Source organism: Formosa sejongensis (assembly GCF_033447105.1).
In the GTDB taxonomy this organism is placed as follows: Bacteria; Bacteroidota; Bacteroidia; order Flavobacteriales; family Flavobacteriaceae; genus Formosa.
On sequence record NZ_JAWQUN010000030.1, the window covers coordinates 28,607 to 45,970 of the forward strand.

Annotated in this window: 14 protein-coding genes; 3 read left to right on the forward strand and 11 right to left on the reverse strand. The window is 33.7% G+C overall.

The features are described 5' to 3' along the window. Positions 1-8: 8 nt before the first annotated feature. The 8 genes from R6X41_RS18200 to R6X41_RS18235 form a co-directional block, all read right to left on the reverse strand. Entirely contained in the window at positions 9-1,145 is a 1,137-nt protein-coding gene (locus tag R6X41_RS18200) for a glycosyltransferase (protein ID WP_318501786.1), read from the reverse strand. Positions 1,146-1,170: 25 nt separating this feature from the next. Further along, positions 1,171-2,220: a glycosyltransferase family 2 protein gene (locus R6X41_RS18205; RefSeq protein WP_318501787.1), complete on the reverse strand. Its 1,050-nt coding sequence runs from the start codon at positions 2,218-2,220 to the stop codon at positions 1,171-1,173. Positions 2,221-2,249: 29 nt separating this feature from the next. Beyond that, positions 2,250-2,990, reverse strand: a complete 741-nt coding sequence (locus R6X41_RS18210) for a class I SAM-dependent methyltransferase (protein ID WP_318501788.1) — start codon at positions 2,988-2,990, stop codon at positions 2,250-2,252. Next, the gene (locus tag R6X41_RS18215) at positions 2,990-3,844 is read right to left on the reverse strand and encodes a sulfotransferase (RefSeq protein WP_318501789.1); all 855 of its coding nucleotides are present in this window, start codon (positions 3,842-3,844) and stop codon (positions 2,990-2,992) included. Before R6X41_RS18215 ends, R6X41_RS18210 begins: the two co-directional genes overlap by 1 nt. Then, positions 3,835-5,070 carry an ABC transporter ATP-binding protein gene (locus R6X41_RS18220; protein WP_318501790.1) on the reverse strand — a complete coding sequence of 412 codons (1,236 nt, stop codon included), beginning with the start codon at positions 5,068-5,070 and terminating at the stop codon, positions 3,835-3,837. The genes R6X41_RS18215 and R6X41_RS18220 overlap by 10 nt, the downstream gene beginning before the upstream one ends. Positions 5,071-5,126: 56 nt before the next feature. Beyond that, positions 5,127-5,483, reverse strand: a complete 357-nt coding sequence (locus R6X41_RS18225; RefSeq protein ID WP_318501791.1) for a four helix bundle protein — start codon at positions 5,481-5,483, stop codon at positions 5,127-5,129. A 1,840-nt stretch (positions 5,484-7,323) separates the two neighbouring features. After that, entirely contained in the window at positions 7,324-8,205 is an 882-nt protein-coding gene (locus R6X41_RS18230) for an ABC transporter permease (protein WP_318501792.1), read from the reverse strand. Positions 8,206-9,194: 989 nt separating this feature from the next. Further along, positions 9,195-10,076, reverse strand: coding sequence for an ABC transporter permease (locus R6X41_RS18235; protein ID WP_318501793.1), 882 nt, complete (start codon positions 10,074-10,076; stop codon positions 9,195-9,197). Positions 10,077-10,905: 829 nt separating this feature from the next. Here R6X41_RS18235 and R6X41_RS18240 point away from each other — a divergent pair. Then, positions 10,906-11,199 carry a GIY-YIG nuclease family protein gene (locus tag R6X41_RS18240; protein WP_318501794.1) on the forward strand — a complete coding sequence of 98 codons (294 nt, stop codon included), beginning with the start codon at positions 10,906-10,908 and terminating at the stop codon, positions 11,197-11,199. Between the two features lie 982 nt (positions 11,200-12,181). After that, positions 12,182-12,988, forward strand: coding sequence for an HAD family hydrolase (locus R6X41_RS18245; protein WP_318501795.1), 807 nt, complete (start codon positions 12,182-12,184; stop codon positions 12,986-12,988). 1,111 nt (positions 12,989-14,099) lie between these two features. Here the strand turns inward: R6X41_RS18245 and R6X41_RS18250 are convergent. The 3 genes from R6X41_RS18250 to R6X41_RS18260 all read right to left on the reverse strand — a co-directional run bounded on the left by R6X41_RS18250 (position 14,100) and on the right by R6X41_RS18260 (position 16,505). After that, entirely contained in the window at positions 14,100-14,519 is a 420-nt protein-coding gene (locus R6X41_RS18250; RefSeq protein WP_318501796.1) for a secondary thiamine-phosphate synthase enzyme YjbQ, read from the reverse strand. Positions 14,520-14,654: 135 nt separating this feature from the next. Beyond that, on the reverse strand, positions 14,655-15,308 hold the full coding sequence (locus R6X41_RS18255; protein ID WP_318501797.1) for a hypothetical protein: 654 nt from the start codon (positions 15,306-15,308) through the stop codon (positions 14,655-14,657). 12 nt (positions 15,309-15,320) lie between these two features. Next, entirely contained in the window at positions 15,321-16,505 is a 1,185-nt protein-coding gene (locus tag R6X41_RS18260; RefSeq protein ID WP_318501799.1) for an asparagine synthetase B, read from the reverse strand. A 688-nt stretch (positions 16,506-17,193) separates the two neighbouring features. Between R6X41_RS18260 and R6X41_RS19855 the strand changes: the two genes are divergently transcribed. After that, positions 17,194-17,364, forward strand: a 171-nt coding sequence (locus R6X41_RS19855; protein ID WP_489670892.1) for an ISAon1 family transposase N-terminal region protein, incomplete at its 3' end; no start/stop codon positions are given.

Consider the following 17,364-nt stretch of genomic DNA (forward strand, 5'->3'; position numbering starts at 1 on the left):
ACAGTACATTACTTTTGTATAAATTTTTCTATAATACTAACAATTTGAGGCGCGTTCAACTCAATATCATGACTTTTAATCGACTTCTCTGTTATGTAGCTACTATTTTCAATTAGTAAACTCCTATTATCATTGAAGAATTTTATCTTTTGTGCCGCTTCCTCAGGATCTCCATAAGGCACTAGTTCTCCTGTTTTACTATCTATAAACTCTTGCGTTCCTCCTGCATTTTCAAAGCAAATTAAAGGAATACCGTAAGACGTCGCTTCCATACTAACCATAGGGTAAGGATCTTCTCGAGAGCTTAAGAAAAATAAATCTATAATATTAAAATATTTAGCAAAATTTGGACTAGGTGGTAAAAAAATAATATTAATATTTTTGTTAGCTCTATCTAAATCATATGTGATTAGTTCCATCAACTTTTGGTTACTTGCACCTATCCATAAAAACCACACGTTTTTTGAGTCTAATCGGCTAGCAGTGTTAGCAAAAATATCGGCTCCCTTTCTCCAATTTAATTTCCCCATCATCCCCACGACCATAGAGTCTGCAGGAATGGAAAGTGATTTTCTTATCTCTTCGGCTATTTTTTTGTTTTTAGAATTGCCTTTAAGTTCAGCAAAAGAATTAACAACAGCTGTTTTAGAAGGGTTAATATTATGATTATCTATTAAGTTATTTTTTACCATATGCGAACCACATATAAAAAAGTCAGATTTCGTTAATGTTCCTTCAACAACACCTAAATTCTTATATTCATTTATACTATACTCCAATTCATGTATATAAGAAATTACCGGTGTATCGCCTTTTTTTAAAAATTTTATTTGCTTACCATTTACTATGGTATTAGAAAAAATCAAATCGAAATTCGTATTCTTTAACCACAATTTAGTTTTTCTATTTTGAATTTTATTCAATAAAACATTTAGATAATGAAACTTGGTATCGGTTTTAGTATTGAATAATTTTACATCCACTAATTTTCTAAAATCTTCGATCAAGGGTCCTCCTGTAACCGCTAATAACGTTATTTTATAATCTTTACTTTTATTATCAACTAACCAATGAATAAGATTAAGTAACAAAATAGGTGCACCAGTTCGACTTGCATTATTTGTAATAAACAAAATGTTTTTCATGCTTTTCTATTCTTAAAGTAACAACCTATAATTTATTGATTTTTATTTTATACCATGTCCGATTCGAATAATTATCGACTTCAAATCTATTATAAAAAAATATCTTTTTGGCAACTAATGTTACCGCTATAATTGCCTTTCTATAAACTTTAAATTTCAATTTTCTATGTAAAGAATACTGCTTCCAAAAATTAAAGTCTACTTTAGGAATAGCTTCTAATTCCTTCTGCAACTTACTCCAAATTTCAGATTCATTGGCCAATTTTGAATCACTTAATGTAAAATAAAAGAGTTTAAAAACTAACTTCTGAACCTCCTCTGTAAAAACGTTATTCGCTTTTAAAATTGAAATTAGTTTGAAAAAAAAATCTATTCTATTCGTAATAACGTTATAAGTCTCCTTTCTTCGAATAGATTCTCCTTTATGAAAACGCTGATAAACTCCTATCTTCGAATTTGTAACCTTAAAATAATTGGGTTTCAATAATAATGCTCTAATATGAAAATCTAAATCCTGCCAAGATTTAAGTGATTCATCAAACCTTAAATTACTCTGTATTAAAAATCCCCGCTTCCAAATTGGACCATAAATACTCCAAACTGGATTTAAACTTAAAAAATCTAAAAGATCCTCCGTATTAGGTTTTGATAAATCATTCCATATACAGTCAGAACTTGTTAAAGTATCAAAAAAACGACTGGTTTGAAATACCAAAAAATCATGATTTAAACACTTACTTATATAAGTAACTCGAAATTCTAAAGCTTCTTTGGAAAATAAATCATCCGAATCGAAAAAAATCACATAATCACCAGTACTCAACTCTAACCCATAATTACGCGCGGCATTCCCTCCTGGTAAACGTTCTGCTGGGCAGTGGTGGTATTGAAAGCGAGTGTATTTAGCACAATAGGTCTCCATTAACTTAGTTGTCCCATCTGTACTCCCATCATCCACGACAATACACTCCCAATTAGTGTAAGTTTGAGCACTTATAGAATCTAAAGTTGCTCCTATTAAATGGGCACGGTTATAAGTGGGGATAATTATGGAGACTAGCGGTTGCTTAGGCATAAAAAATATTTATTCGAATAAAAAGAATTTTATCTAAGTTGAAAAGGTCTTGCTAAAAATTGTTCTTTTGGATTGAAAATTGCGTAGCGCTCTATGATTCTACCTTTACAATTCAAACTAGTATTCCATGCCTCTAAAATTTGTTGTTCATCTTCCCTACCAACATCATCTAAAAAAACAGAATAACTTGAAGCTAATTTATCTTTGAGAAAAGGCAATGCTGAATAACGTGAATTAGGTGTCAAGCCTCCAAATGGTCCATCTACCAAAACAAGATCTATAGTATGAATTGACTTTAATTGCTCTTTAATTACAGACACATCATACCACAACTTTTGTTCTCCCAATGCTAAAGTTGGATCTATAGATTGAATTGGCGCATTAATAATTGTTACATAACTTGTTAAATCTAAAACTTCTAACTGTTTTATTATTTTATTTCCCCAATCTAAATCTGATTCTACCGAGTAAAAAGTTGCTTGAATATTATTAGACTTTAATAACTTAGCGATATAAAGTGTAGAAGCTCCGGAACCAAATTCAATAATACTTTTTCTATTATTAACGACTATATCATTTAAAACATGCGTAATGGTACTTGGAGAGATTGCCCAATCAGATAATGGAATAAAAAAGGAAGTATCTGTAAATAATTGATTTAATTGTGCGTAATTAAACTGAATCTGATTTATTTTTCTATGCTTTTCAAATAGCCTTTTCAATTTGCCATCTACATAGGTATTGATTCTATTTTTAATTTTTTTTATCATTATTTAATATAATTTGGATAATAGGTTAAAAACAAGTCTTCTTTTTGCAATTGAATAGTTTTTTCTATATTTCTTATAAGTTCATCAGACTTTAGTTCTTTACTACTTCTATTCGTTATTTCATTTTTAAAGTAAAAATGTGGATCCAAGTTACATTGAGGTTTAATCACTTTATTCATATCATCAACAAATGTTTCAAGCTTCACAACCCCCCATTTGTTCTCATCTAACATTTTCAAGTCATTATTGATATTGGTGTTAACATAACTCCAGTACCATAAACATTTTTCAGTTTGATTCATTTTACTCCAAACAGTGTAATCCACATCATGTACTTTAAAACCACATAGGCGATATTTATCAAATATAGTTATTGAAGATTCTTTAGAGGTTGGTAAGTGCCAATCCCTTTGAATATAAGATTTAACAGAATCAGAAGGATTCCTGATTAAATGAATAAAAAATGCATTTTTAAAGTATTTGGATAAATAAGGTACTAAATTCCATAAGCGATGATCAGAATGCACAATGATTTGATCATTTTTTGCTTCCCAAATACGTTCAGCGAATATAAAATCTAATTTAGAATAAATTTCCTTTTCTTGGTGTGCATTCTCTGCCAATCGTGTAGACAATTCAATTAATGGAGTTATTTCTTCATGAAAAGCCATAAACCTCGAGTGCTGATTAAATATGTTCTTAATACTAGTAGAACCACACCTCCCCGTACTTAAGATAAAAATAATAGGTTTATCTCGTTTTCCTTTATAGGTATAACCAAAAAGCCTTAGCAAATAATTTGCCATTTGGACCTTAGTCTTTTTTAATCTTTTAATTATTTTTTTTAAATCCATTTATAATTTGTGTAAAACCCTTTTTTATTGGCGGCTGGTAATTTACCGAACCCATAAAAATCGCCTTCTTCTATTACAATCTGTCCAATGCTTACCATGTGCTCTAATGAAATATTAGATTCATGAATAGAGGTATTATATGTATAAACACCTTTACTAATTGGCCATTTTTCTATAGAGAGTATTGCTTCCCCTTCCTTCTCTGAATAACTTTTATTTATTACATCACTGCGACAACCAAATAAGAAATCATCGTATTCATTATAAAAACCCAAGGATATAGACAAAATTCTTTCTTCTGGGTTTTTATAAGATACTTTTAAACGAACCTCTTGCCCTACTAAAGCATTGTCAATTCTTTGGTTTTTAGAATTTAAAAATTCAACTTTACAAATTCCAAAACTCTTATCAAAATCTTCATAAACCATAGGCTTAGACATTTTATTGTTTATGTAAAAACTTACAGCCTCATCAGTCTCTCCTTCAAATACAGAAGTCCCATGCTCCAAGACGACTGCCCGCGTACACAAGCTTTTTACAGCCGCCATGTTATGACTCACAAATAACACCGTACGACCATCACCTTTAGAAATATCCTGCATCTTCCCTATCGCCTTTTTCTGAAACTCAGCATCACCAACAGCTAGTACCTCATCAATAACTAATATATCGGGTTCTAAAAACGCAGCGACTGCAAAGGCTAATCGCACACGCATACCAGAAGAATAGCGTTTTACCGGGGTATCTACATATCTAGCACAACCTGAAAACTCTATAATTTCTGCTTCTTTGTCTTTAATTTCGGCTTTGGTCATACCAAGTATGGCACCATTTAAGTAGATATTTTCTCGCCCTGTAAGTTCGGGGTGGAAACCTGTCCCTACTTCTAATAAAGAAGCAATCCGGCCACGGGTTTTTATCTCACCTGTGGTTGGGCTCGTAACCCGAGACAATATTTTAAGCAACGTAGATTTCCCTGCTCCGTTTTTACCAATAATACCAAGAACCTCCCCTTGTTGGACTTCAAAATTAATATCTCGCAATGCCCAAGCATACTCACTTTTACCTGTACTACTGCGGTCGTTAACTTCACCAATTTTTAAATACGGATCGTCTTTACCACGTACGCGATGCCACCAACGGTTTAAATCGTGACTAATCGTACCTGTACCAATAAGACCCAGGCGGTATTGTTTACTTATGTTTTCGGCTTTAAGGATTGTCATTTGTTATTGGTTAAATGGGGTAAATAGTTAAATAGGATAATGGGTTAAAAATCATCTTATAATAAATTATTTTTAATATATTTTTTATACCCTATTAATAATTTTCTAACCGAATACAATTGTTTCATAACTATTTCATTTTTTTCATTTGTATACCCTAATTTTATTGCAATCAGAATTTGTGTTTCTAATTCACTAGCAGATCCCATAGCTATCCCAACAAATTGAAATAACTCTTTATAACCATTTCTAGCGCTCCCTTCTGCTATATTAGAAGGAATCGAGACAGCTGCTCTTCGCATCTGTGAAGTTAAACCATACAGTTCCGATTTAGGGAAATCAACTGTTAACTTATAAATATACTCCACAAGAACCATGGACTCCTTCCAAACTTCTAAGTCTTTATGATCCATAACTCCCGATATTAGTTAGTTTCATCATCTTATTCGTAAAATCACCTTCCAATTCACTTCTCCTCCATTCTACCATTTCACCACTACACCATTCTACCATTCCAATACTCCTCCACTAAACCATTACACCATTATCCCATTCAACCACTACACTGCACTAACTACAAAAACAATGGGCTAATATAATAAAAGCATCCGACTTAAAAGTTTTCAATTATTATAAAATAGAGAAAAGACCGCTAAGCTAAAAGAACAAATACTCTTAATATATCAATTTGATAATGTACCAATGACTTTCTATAAGATCCAAGACCGCTACGCTGCAAGAACAAAGAATATAGACTGATTACGTTATTAAAATATAATTCTAAAACAAATCATCATAGAACCTATGAATTTTCAATAATAAACCAAAATAAGATGACAAAACGATTGTCAGTTCGAGTGCCGACAAAGGAGGTGTATCGAGAACCTGTACTAACCAAACTTCTCGATACAAATGTGTTCCGCTCTGCTCCACAAATTCACTCGAAGTGACATGATCAATTGTATCCAACATTCGTTATTAAAATCATCAACCCAACATGTCATTTAGAACGAGAGCAGCGTAGTGAATAATCTTTTAATAGAACCCTAAAACACGATACAACCGTCAACCTGAACGCGTTTCATGTTCCCACAGGAGTAGAACACATCCTTGTTATTAAACACACAAACAAAAAACCACTCAAATGAGATACCGGAACAAGCCCGGCATGACGTAAACAAGAAACAACCTGTCATTCAGAAGAAATTTCACCCAGAAACATGAATCAAAATAGTACTGAATATTTACAGGGTGCTTGAGCGGAGTCGAAAGCTTACTAAACAATATCTCGACTCCGCTCGATAACCATTTATTTTCAAGATTTAAACCGAGCTAAAACCCATCCAATCTCAAACCATCAAACCAGCCTGTCATTTAGAACGAGAGCAGCGTAGTGAATAATCTTTTAATTAAACCCTCAAATCACGATACAACCGTCAACCTGAACGCGTTTCATGTTCCCACAGGAGTAGAACACATCCTTGTTATTAAACACACAAACAAAAAACCACTCAAATGAGATACCGGAACAAGCCCAGCATGACGTAAACAAGAAACAATCTGTCATTCAGAAGAAATTTCACCCAGAAACATGAATCAAAATAGTACTGAATATTTACAGGGTGCTTGAGCGGAGTCGAAAGCTTACTAAACAATATCTCGACTCCGCTCGATAACCATTTATTTTCAAGATTTAAACCTGGCTAAAATCCATCTAACCCCAAATTATGAAACCAACCGTCATTCAGAACGAAGAGCAATGATGTGAAGAATCTCGCGAATAGAACCCTAAAACACGATACAACCGTCAACCTGAACGCGTTTCATGTTCCCACAGGAGTAGAACACATCCTTGTTATTAAACATACAAACAAAAAACCACTCGAATGAGATACCGGAACAAGCCCGGCATGACGTAAACAAGAAACAACCTGTCATGCAGAAGAAATTTCACCCAGAAACATGAATCAAAATAGTACTGAATATTTACAGGGTGCTTGAGCGGAGTCGAAAGCTTACTAAACAATATCTCGACTCCGCTCGATAACCATTTATTTTCAAGATTTAAACCGAGCTAAAACCCATCCAATCTCAAACCATCAAACCAACTGTCATTCAAAGCGAAGAGCAAAGATGTGAAGAATCTCATGATTTAAACAAACCTAATAATATTCCCCCTACCTCTATTTTCTATGCTCTCTTTTCTATATTCTGTATTCTATATTCCAAAACCTAACAACCAAAAACCAACTCCTAAACCGTATCTATAAACTTCTTCTCCGTCCCATTAAACACGATAAGTCCAAACAAAAACACCAACACACTAACAATACCAATATATAATATTTGCACCGTTGAAATATGCCCAACACCCAACGTAATATAACGAAAAGACTCAATAACAATAGTCATAGGGTTATAAGCAACAAGCCAAGACACACTAGGTAATTTTTCTTCAAAAAAGGATAACGGATACATCACTGCCGACCCGTACATAAGTAACTGCACCCCAAAACCGACTAAAAAGGTAAGATCCCGATATTTAGTCGTCATAGAAGATATAATCATCCCAAAACCTAAACCTAACAATCCCATTATAAAGACCAAAACTGGTAATAGTATCAAACTTATATGCGGACTAGCAGCATAGGCTTTGTCTGTAAACACTATGAAATACACATAGAACCCCACAAATACCAGCATTTGAATACCAAATTTCACCAAGTTAGAAACCACAATAGACATAGGAATAATCACTCTAGGAAAATACACTTTCCCGAAAATAGACTGGTTTTTAGTAAATGTATCGCTAGTTCCCGTAAGACAGGCAGAAAAGTAATTCCATGCCGTTATCCCAGCAAGGTTAAACAAAAAGGCGGGCACACCAGGTTTAATAGGAATAGCTGCCAAATTATTAAAGATAACAGTGAATATAATAGACGTAAACAGTGGCTGTATAAAATACCACAACGGTCCCAAAATAGTCTGCTTATACACCGTAACAATATCACGTTTTACAAATAGGGATAGTAAATCCTTATATCTCCAAATTTCTTTAAAATTAAGATTAATCAATTTACTCTTTGGGGAAATGGTATATAACCAAGGAAGCTCGGTTTGGTTGGATGGATTCAATGGACTGATTTTAGTTGCGCTAATATAATAAATGCAGATGAATTATGGTTTAGGTTTTTTGTTTTGTTGGTTTATTGAAGTCTCAAAGTCTCTTAGATGCAAAGTTACAAAGGGAAAGAGCTATTGAATGGTTAGGGTTGAGTAGTAAGTAGTAAAAATATAGATGTCACTTCGAGTGGTTTTCTCATCTTTTCGTGTGAAAATTGTATCGAGAAGCAAGAACTCAACACGCTTTCCTATACACGAATGTCACTTCGAGTGGATTTGTGAAGAGAAACGAAACAAATTTGTATCGAGAAGCAAGAACTCAACACGCTTTCCTATACACGAATGTCACTTCGAGTGAATTTGTGAAGAGCAACGGAACAAATTTGTATCGAGAAGCAAGAACTCAACACGCTTTCCTATACACGAATATCACTTCGAGTGAATTTGTGAAGAGCAACGGAACAAATTTGTATCGAGAAGCAAGAACTCAACACGCTTTCCTATACAAGAATGTCACTTCGAGTGGATTTGTGAAGAGCAACGAAACAAATTTGTATCGAGAAGTTTGGTTAGTAAAGGTTCTCGATACACCTCCTTTGTCGGCACTCGAACTGACAAACAAAAAACCACTCAAATGAGATACCGGAACAAGCCCGGCATGATGTAAACAAGAAACAACCTGTCATTCAGAAGAAATTTCACCCAGAAACATGAATCAAAATAGTACTGAATATTTACAGGGTGCTTGAGCGGAGTCGAAAGCTTACTAAACAATATCTCGACTCCGCTCGATAACCATTTATTTTCAAGATTTAAACCGAGCTAAAACCCATCCAATCTCAAACCATCAAACCAACCGTCATTCAGAACGAAGAGCAACGATGTGAAGAATCTCATGATTTAAACAAACCTAATAATATTCCCCCTTCCTCTATTTTCTATTCTCTCTTTTCTATATTCTGTATTCTATATTCCAAAACCTAACAACCAAAAACCAACTCCTAAACCGTATCTATAAACTTCTTCTCCGTCCCATTAAACACGATAAGTCCAAACAAAAACACCAACACACTAACAATACCAATATATAATATTTGCACCGTTGAAATATGCCCAACACCCAACGTAATATAACGAAAAGACTCAATAACAATAGTCATGGGATTATAAGCAACAAGCCAAGACACACTAGGCAATTTTTCTTCAAAAAAGGATAACGGATACATCACTGCCGACCCGTACATAAGTAACTGCACCCCAAAACCAACTAAAAAGGTAAGATCACGATATTTAGTAGTCATAGAAGATATAATCATCCCAAAGCCTAAGCCTAAAAGCCCCATTATAAAGACCAAAACTGGTAATAGTATCAAACTTATATGCGGACTAGCAGCATAGGCTTTGTCTGTAAACACTATGAAATACACATAGAACCCCACAAATACCAGCATTTGAATACCAAATTTGACCAAATTAGAAACCACAATAGACATAGGAATAATCACTCTAGGAAAATACACTTTCCCGAAAATAGACTGATTTTTAGTAAATGTATCGCTAGTTCCCGTAAGACAGGCAGAAAAGTAATTCCATGCCGTTATCCCAGCAAGGTTAAACAAAAAGGCGGGCACACCAGGTTTAATAGGAATAGCTGCCAAATTATTAAAGATAACAGTGAATATAATAGACGTAAACAGTGGCTGTATAAAATACCACAACGGTCCCAAAATAGTCTGCTTATACACCGTAACAATATCACGTTTTACAAATAAGAATAGTAAATCCTTATATCTCCAAATTTCTTTAAAATTAAGATTAATCAATTTACTCTTTGGGGAAATGGTATATAACCAAGGAAGCTCGGTTTGGTTGGATGGATTCAATGGACAGATTTTAGTTGCGCTAATATATGAAATGCTTGGGAATTACAAATTATGATTTTGGTTTTGTTGATTTATTGAAGTCTCAAAGTTTCTTAGATGCAAAGTTACAAAGGGAAAGAGCTATTGAATGGTTAGGGTTGAGTAGTAAGTAGTAAAAATATAGATGTCACTTCGAGTGGTTTTCTCATCTTTTCGTGTGAAAATTGTATCGAGAATCAAGAACTCAACACGCTTTCCTATACACGAATGTCACTTCGAGTGAATTTGTATAGAGCAACGGAACAAATTTGTATCGAGAAGCAAGAACTCAACACGCTTTCCTATACAAGAATGTCACTTCGAGTGAATTTGTGAAGAGCAACAAAACAAATTTGTATCGAGAAGCAAGAACTCAACACGCTTTCCTATACACGAATGTCACTTTGAGTGAATTTGTGAAGAGAAACGAAACAAATTTGTATCGGGAAGTTTGGTTAGTAAAGGTTCTCGATACACCTCCTTTGTCGGCACTCGAACTGACATACGTTTGTTTTAGATTTATGTTGTAGGTTTAATTCATGAGATTCTTCTCTTCGTTCTCTATGATAGGATGGATTGATGGTTTTTGGCTATCGTGTGTTGTTTGTTAACAGATCATGTCACTTCGAGTGAATTTGTATAGAGCAACGGAACAAATTTGTATCGAGAAGTTTGGTTAGAACAGCTTCTCGATACACCATGTCATTTTGAGTGATTTACGTAGAGTAATGTAGAAAAATTGTATCGATGAAACACCCCCTTTTTACATAAAAAACATATCAGCACCTTACTTTTTTGTAAATTACAACCTATGAAAACTTATTATGTTTACATCTTAAATTGCAATGACAATAGTTATTACACAGGAATCACATCTAATCTAGAACAGCGATTTAAGGACCATCAAGCAGCAAAACATCAAAATAGTTATACGGCATCTCGCAGACCTCTACAACTAGTGTTTTACACAACATTTACTGAAGTTGAATTAGCTATATCGGCAGAAAAACAAATTAAAAAATGGTCTAGAGTAAAAAAGGAAGCACTAATAACCAGTGACTTTAAAACGTTACCTAATTTGGCTAAAAAGAGTTTTAATAAATAGCTATTTTTTAGTCCTTGTCACTTCGAGTGGATTTGTGAAGAGCAACGAAACAAATTTGTATCGAGAAGCATGGTTAGTACAGGTTCTCGATACACCTCCTTTGTCGGCACTCGAACTGACATACGTTTGTTTTAGATTTATGTTGTCGGTTTAATTCATGAGATTCTTCTCTTCGTTCTCAATGATAGGATGGATTGATGGTTTTTGGCTATCGTGTGTTGTTTGTTAACAGATCTTGTCACTTCGAGTGAATTTGTGAAGAGAAACGAAACAAATTTGTATCGAGAAGTTTGGTTAGTAAAGGTTCTCGATACACCTCCTTTGTCGGCACTCGAACTGACATACGTTTATTTTAGATTTATGTTGTAGGTTTAATTCATGAGATTCTTCTCTTCGTTCTCAATGATAGGATGGATTGATGGTTTTTGGCTATCGTGTGTTGTTTGTTAACAGATCTTGTCACTTCGAGTGAATTTGTATAGAGCAACGAAACAAATTTGTATCGAGAAGTTTGGTTAGTAAAGGTTCTCGATACACCTCCTTTGTCGGCACTCGAACTGACATACGTTTGTTTTAGATTTATGTTGTCGGTTTAATTCATGAGATTCTTCTCTTCGTTCTCAATGATAGGCTGGATTGATGGTTTTTGGCTATCGTGTGTTGTTTGTTAACAGATCATGTCACTTCGAGTGGATTTGTGAAGAGCAACAAAACAAATTTGTATCGAGAAGTTTGGTTAGTAAAGGTTCTCGATACACCTCCTTTGTCGGCACTCGAACTGACAAACATGGTCATGCAAAAGGTATAATCCAGAGCACTCCACCTACCCAGTTAATCATTCAATATTAAACCATAAACTTTTCGACCTTTAAACGGTTCACTTTAATTAACCGAGAACCGAGAACCACCTAAAAAATAACATCCCCATAACACCTCGAACTCATTTAATACCGTATTTTTGAAGCTTCAAAAAAAACACCCTATGGAATTATCTCAAGTAAAACTCGTTGTTACCGATATGGATGGAACCTTACTAAACTCTAAAGGTGAAGTAAGTCCTAATTTTTACAACCTATTTCGTGAATTACAGGCTAATAACATTCAATTTATAGCCGCTAGTGGCCGACAATATTTTAGTATTATTGAAAAGCTAGACGCTATTAAAGATGAGATTACCATTATTGCTGAAAATGGCGGTATTACTAAACGTGGCGATCAAGAATTATCAAAGATGTTATTGTCGAAAGATAAAATCAATGCTATTTTACCGCTTTTAAGAACTATAGATGATATTTTTATCGTGTTATGCGGAAAGAATAAAGCATATATAGAAACTCAAGATTTACACTTTCCTAAACTGTTAAGTGAATATTACACCGAATTTAATACGGTTGATGATCTTACTGAAGTCAACGATGATGAGTTCCTTAAAATTGCTATTTATCACATTGAAAACTCTGAAGAATTTATTTATCCACGTGTGAAACATTTGGAAGGAGAACTTCAAATTAAAGTCTCTGGAGAACACTGGTTAGACATCTCTCATCATGATGCTAATAAAGGTTTTGCTTTAAAACTGGTACAAGATGAACTGGGAATTTCGGAAGATGAAACCATGGTTTTTGGTGATTATAACAACGATTTAGAAATGCTTGAACGTGCATATTTTAGTTATGCTATGAAAAATGCGCATCCAAATGTGAAAGCTATCGCTCGTTTTGAAACAAAAAGTAATGATGAGCTTGGTGTTGAGACCATTTTAGAAGCATTGATTGCAGCTAAGAAATAGGTCAAAAGAAAAAGAAAGACAAGAATATAGAGCCTAGAACATAGGTGGCTTTAGTACTATAATTCTTAATTGAAACACGGATTTTGATTACACCGTCATTCTGAATTTATTTAAGAATCTCACATCTAACTCATAACTTACTCTTATGCGATAGCGAAACAAGTTCGGTATGATTTGACTAATTATTCTAATGTGATAATTACTTAATTTGAAAATACAGCAATTAGATATACGGAAAACAAGAAGTAAGAACCAGGAAACAGGACGCTGTTAGTCGATTCTATTTATAATTTTGAAAATGTAATTTACTTTATGAGATACCAGAGAAGAGAATATGGAAAAGAGACTTGCTACTAACTATCATTTTCTATTTCAGGACACTTGAAACTTTAGCCTTTTTAAACTTTAAACCTACTCTTATGGGATACCGAGTCAAGTTCCTTATTACGTAATCAAAAAAGGTGAACTCAAAATATTACTAGAAATTATTCTATTGCACCTTAAAACAAAATACCAATCACCTCTGTCATTCTGAATTTATTTATTCATTCTTTTCTATTATATTTCAAGGAATTCATGAATCTGCGATTTCAGAATCACACATCTAACTCACACCTTACTCAACTGCGATACCGAATCAAGTTGGGCATGACGTGACTAATTATTATAATGTGATAATTACTTAATTTGAAAATGTAGCAATTGAACACACGGAAAAACAAGAAGTAAGAACCAGGAAACAGGACGCTGTTAGTCGATTCTATTTATAATTTTGAAAATGTAATTTACTTTATGAGATACCAGAGAAGAGAATATAGAAAAGAAACTTGCTACTAACTATCATTTTCTATTTCAGAAAACTTGAAACTTTAGACTTTTAAACCTACTCTTATGGGATACCTAATCTAGTTAGATATAACGTAATCTAAAAAAGTGAACTCAAAATATTACTAGAAATTATTCTATTACACTTTAAAACAAAATACCAATCACCTCCGTCATTCTGAATTGATTTCAGAATCCTACATCTAACTCATAACTTACTCTTATGCGATAGCGAAACAAGTTCGGCATGACGAAATCCTAAACAGCACTACAAAACAATAAGTAATTACACCCCAAAAGCCGTAACAACAAGTTGCCTGGAACCTCCATAATCACGATGTTCGCATAAATAAATCCCTTGCCAAACACCTAAATTTAACCGTCCGTTTGTTATTGGAATTTGAACACTCACCCCCATTAATGACGACTTTATATGTGCTGGCATATCGTCGGCACCTTCATACGTATGAATATAATACGGCTGATTTTCGGGTACCATCTCATTCATATGACTTTCAAAATCGACACGCACTGAAGGATCTGCATTTTCATTAATAGTTAAACTTGCAGAAGTGTGCTTTATAAATACTTGAAGCATCCCTACTTTTATATGTTTCAATTCAGGAAACTCCTTTATAATCACATCTGTAATAATATGGAATCCCCGTTTATAAGGTTTTAAATTGATTTCTTTTTGATAGACCATAGCAAAGCATTTAATATAAAGATACAAACTGAATATAAATATAGAATGACCTATATAACATCATAAGCAAGTTCAACCTACCTTGAACAACATCATCAATCTACAAACACTAAAGTTTGAACACAACACACAAACTTAGTTCTTACTTATTTTTAAGGCTTGCTTTTTAAAAAACAAATACTCTCTATAAACCATATACTGAAATATGATATAAAACAAAGAGTTAAAAATCCAAATATCAATAAAGGGATCTTCATATAAAACCATCTCTAGATTTCCTGATAAAAATATAGTAATACTACAACATAGATACAGAATCAGCCCAATTGAAAAGTTGAAGTACTTATGCTCAACCTCCAAGTTTTTAAAAATATAAACCAACGCATAAAACACTAAAATAAACGAAGTCGATACAATTTCAAATATATTAAACTCCCAAAACAATTGTGGATTCGAATAATAAATCCACCCTAAAATCATTAGTTCTATTACAAAAACGAGGACAATAAATTGTTTGATCTTTTTTTCTTTAAACAATGTATAATATAAGCTACTCATGAATACAAACTGGAATATGAAGTAAAAATGAGAAATAAATAAATTTGAATTGGGATATAAAACCCCAATAACATTACAGCTAATTTCTATAAATGATAACGATACTAAATAGGCTAAGAATGTTTTAGACACTAATACACGAACAGTTTTATCTGTTAAAAATAAAGTCGTATTAACTACTAAAAAACACAATCCAATAAAGCTAATAGTATACACTAATAGTAAGTTCATATATTATTAAAATTATGTTTTCTGTTTCTTTTTCTTTGCCGCAGGGAATAATACGTTATTAAGAATTAATCTGTATCCTGGCGATGTGGGATGTAATTCTAATTCTGTTTTAGGATCTCCTACTTTATGCGTGTAGTCTTCGGGATCGTGACCACCATAGAACGTAAAAAAGCCTTTCCCCTTTATACCGTGAATGTATTTCGCTTCGCCGTTACTTTTATTCTCTCCCAACACCAAAACATTCGATTTTATCTCATCGCGTGTAAACGACGTTGTTTGTCCCATAAATCCTTTAACCAAAGCGGTATGATTCTGACAAAGCATGGTTGGTAATGGATCCCATTTTGCGGAAAAGTCCATGAGTGTAAAATAGTCGACATCTTTAGAAATTCGGCGTTTAGAGGTCATATCTATAGATGAAAACTCATATACTTTAGGTTCACGTTCTAACGTATAATCTGTAAACGCTAAGGTTTTAGAATAATCGATTTGTTTCTGATAATCGGGATCACTTCCATCTCCATCAAACATCGCTTCGCAAATATCGACACCTTCAGCAGATAATGCGATATCGAAAGAATCGGTTGCGCTACACATGGCAAACATAAACCCGCCACCAACAACATAATCTCTAATTTTTAAAGCGACTGCTAATTTCTCTTCAGAGACCTTATTGTACCCTAAACGCTTAGCCAAGGCTTCTGCATTTTTTTTATCTTCAATATACCAAGACGTGGTTTTAAAACTGTTGTAAAACTTCCCAAACTGTCCTGTAAAATCTTCATGATGTAAATGCAGCCAATCGTAAAGTAAAAGGTTATCGTTTAAAACATCTTCATCGTAAACAGTTGTATACGGAATCTCTGCATAAGTAAGTACCATGGTTACAGCATCGTCCCAAGGCAAATTACCTTTTGGTGTATAAACAGCTATTCTGGGTGCTTTTTCTAATACCACAGCTTCCATATTCTGACTCGGACTATCGATTAATTCCAATATACTTTGCGCTTTATCATTAGATAATACTTCAAAAGATACACCGCGAATCTGACATTCTTTTTGAACAGCATCTGTGTCGGGTAGTAAAAAAGAACCGCCACGGTAATTAAGCAACCATTTTACTTTTAATTGCTTATCTAATGACCAATACGTCATTCCGTATGCTTTCAGATGATTTTTTTGTCCGTCTGCATCCATAGGAATAAGGATGTATGAAGCGAATGATTCTGCTGAAATAAATAGAAATAAGAGTAAGAATAGGATGCGTTTCAAAATAATTGTGGCTGAAAATTGAAGTTGAAAGATACTTAATTTTTGATGTGGATTAAAATAGTTTACCAAAAGATTAAGGTTCTATCTATACAGAAGGACAATTTCTTGTGAGATGCTGAAACGCGTTTAGCATAACGAAAAACATTCTATTTATTAGATTATCAATATTAAAATCTCTGCCGTCAACCTGAACTTGTTTCAGGTTCGCTTACGATTGGGGGTAAGTAACCGCATATAAAAACAGCTTGTTTTTACTTTTTTGCATTGCCAAAAAAAGTAAACAAAAAACGCTAGGCTGACGATACTTTATCTAAATACTTCGTTTGACACCTAAATTTCAGGAACTCGCATTACTGTTTTTAGAAACATTTATAAAAATAGTTTAAAAGTGATCTGCTTACATATAGATTACGTTAGCTCATACAGCCTGAAATTTCACGGTGACTTCACTTCGAATTTTACGATAAAATTTCGATAGGCCGTAAAATAGTACGAATCGACATTAAGCCGTCAACCTGAACTTGTTTCAGGTTCTCATACCAATGAGGGCAAGAAACGGATCAAATGGAAAAGTTGGGGAGAATGTTATCTTTGAATAAAAAGTGTTTAGATTTTGAATATAGAATTAGCCCGTTATTTATTGCCAGAAGGCCTGTTAGAGTATTTTGATATTGTAAACCATAACTCATCAGAAGGTAAGGTCCATTTTTACTTAGAAGAGAAAAACGTGCTTCCCAAGGAGTACCAGTCAGAACTAGCCCAATCCAAAGGCTTCTTACCAGAG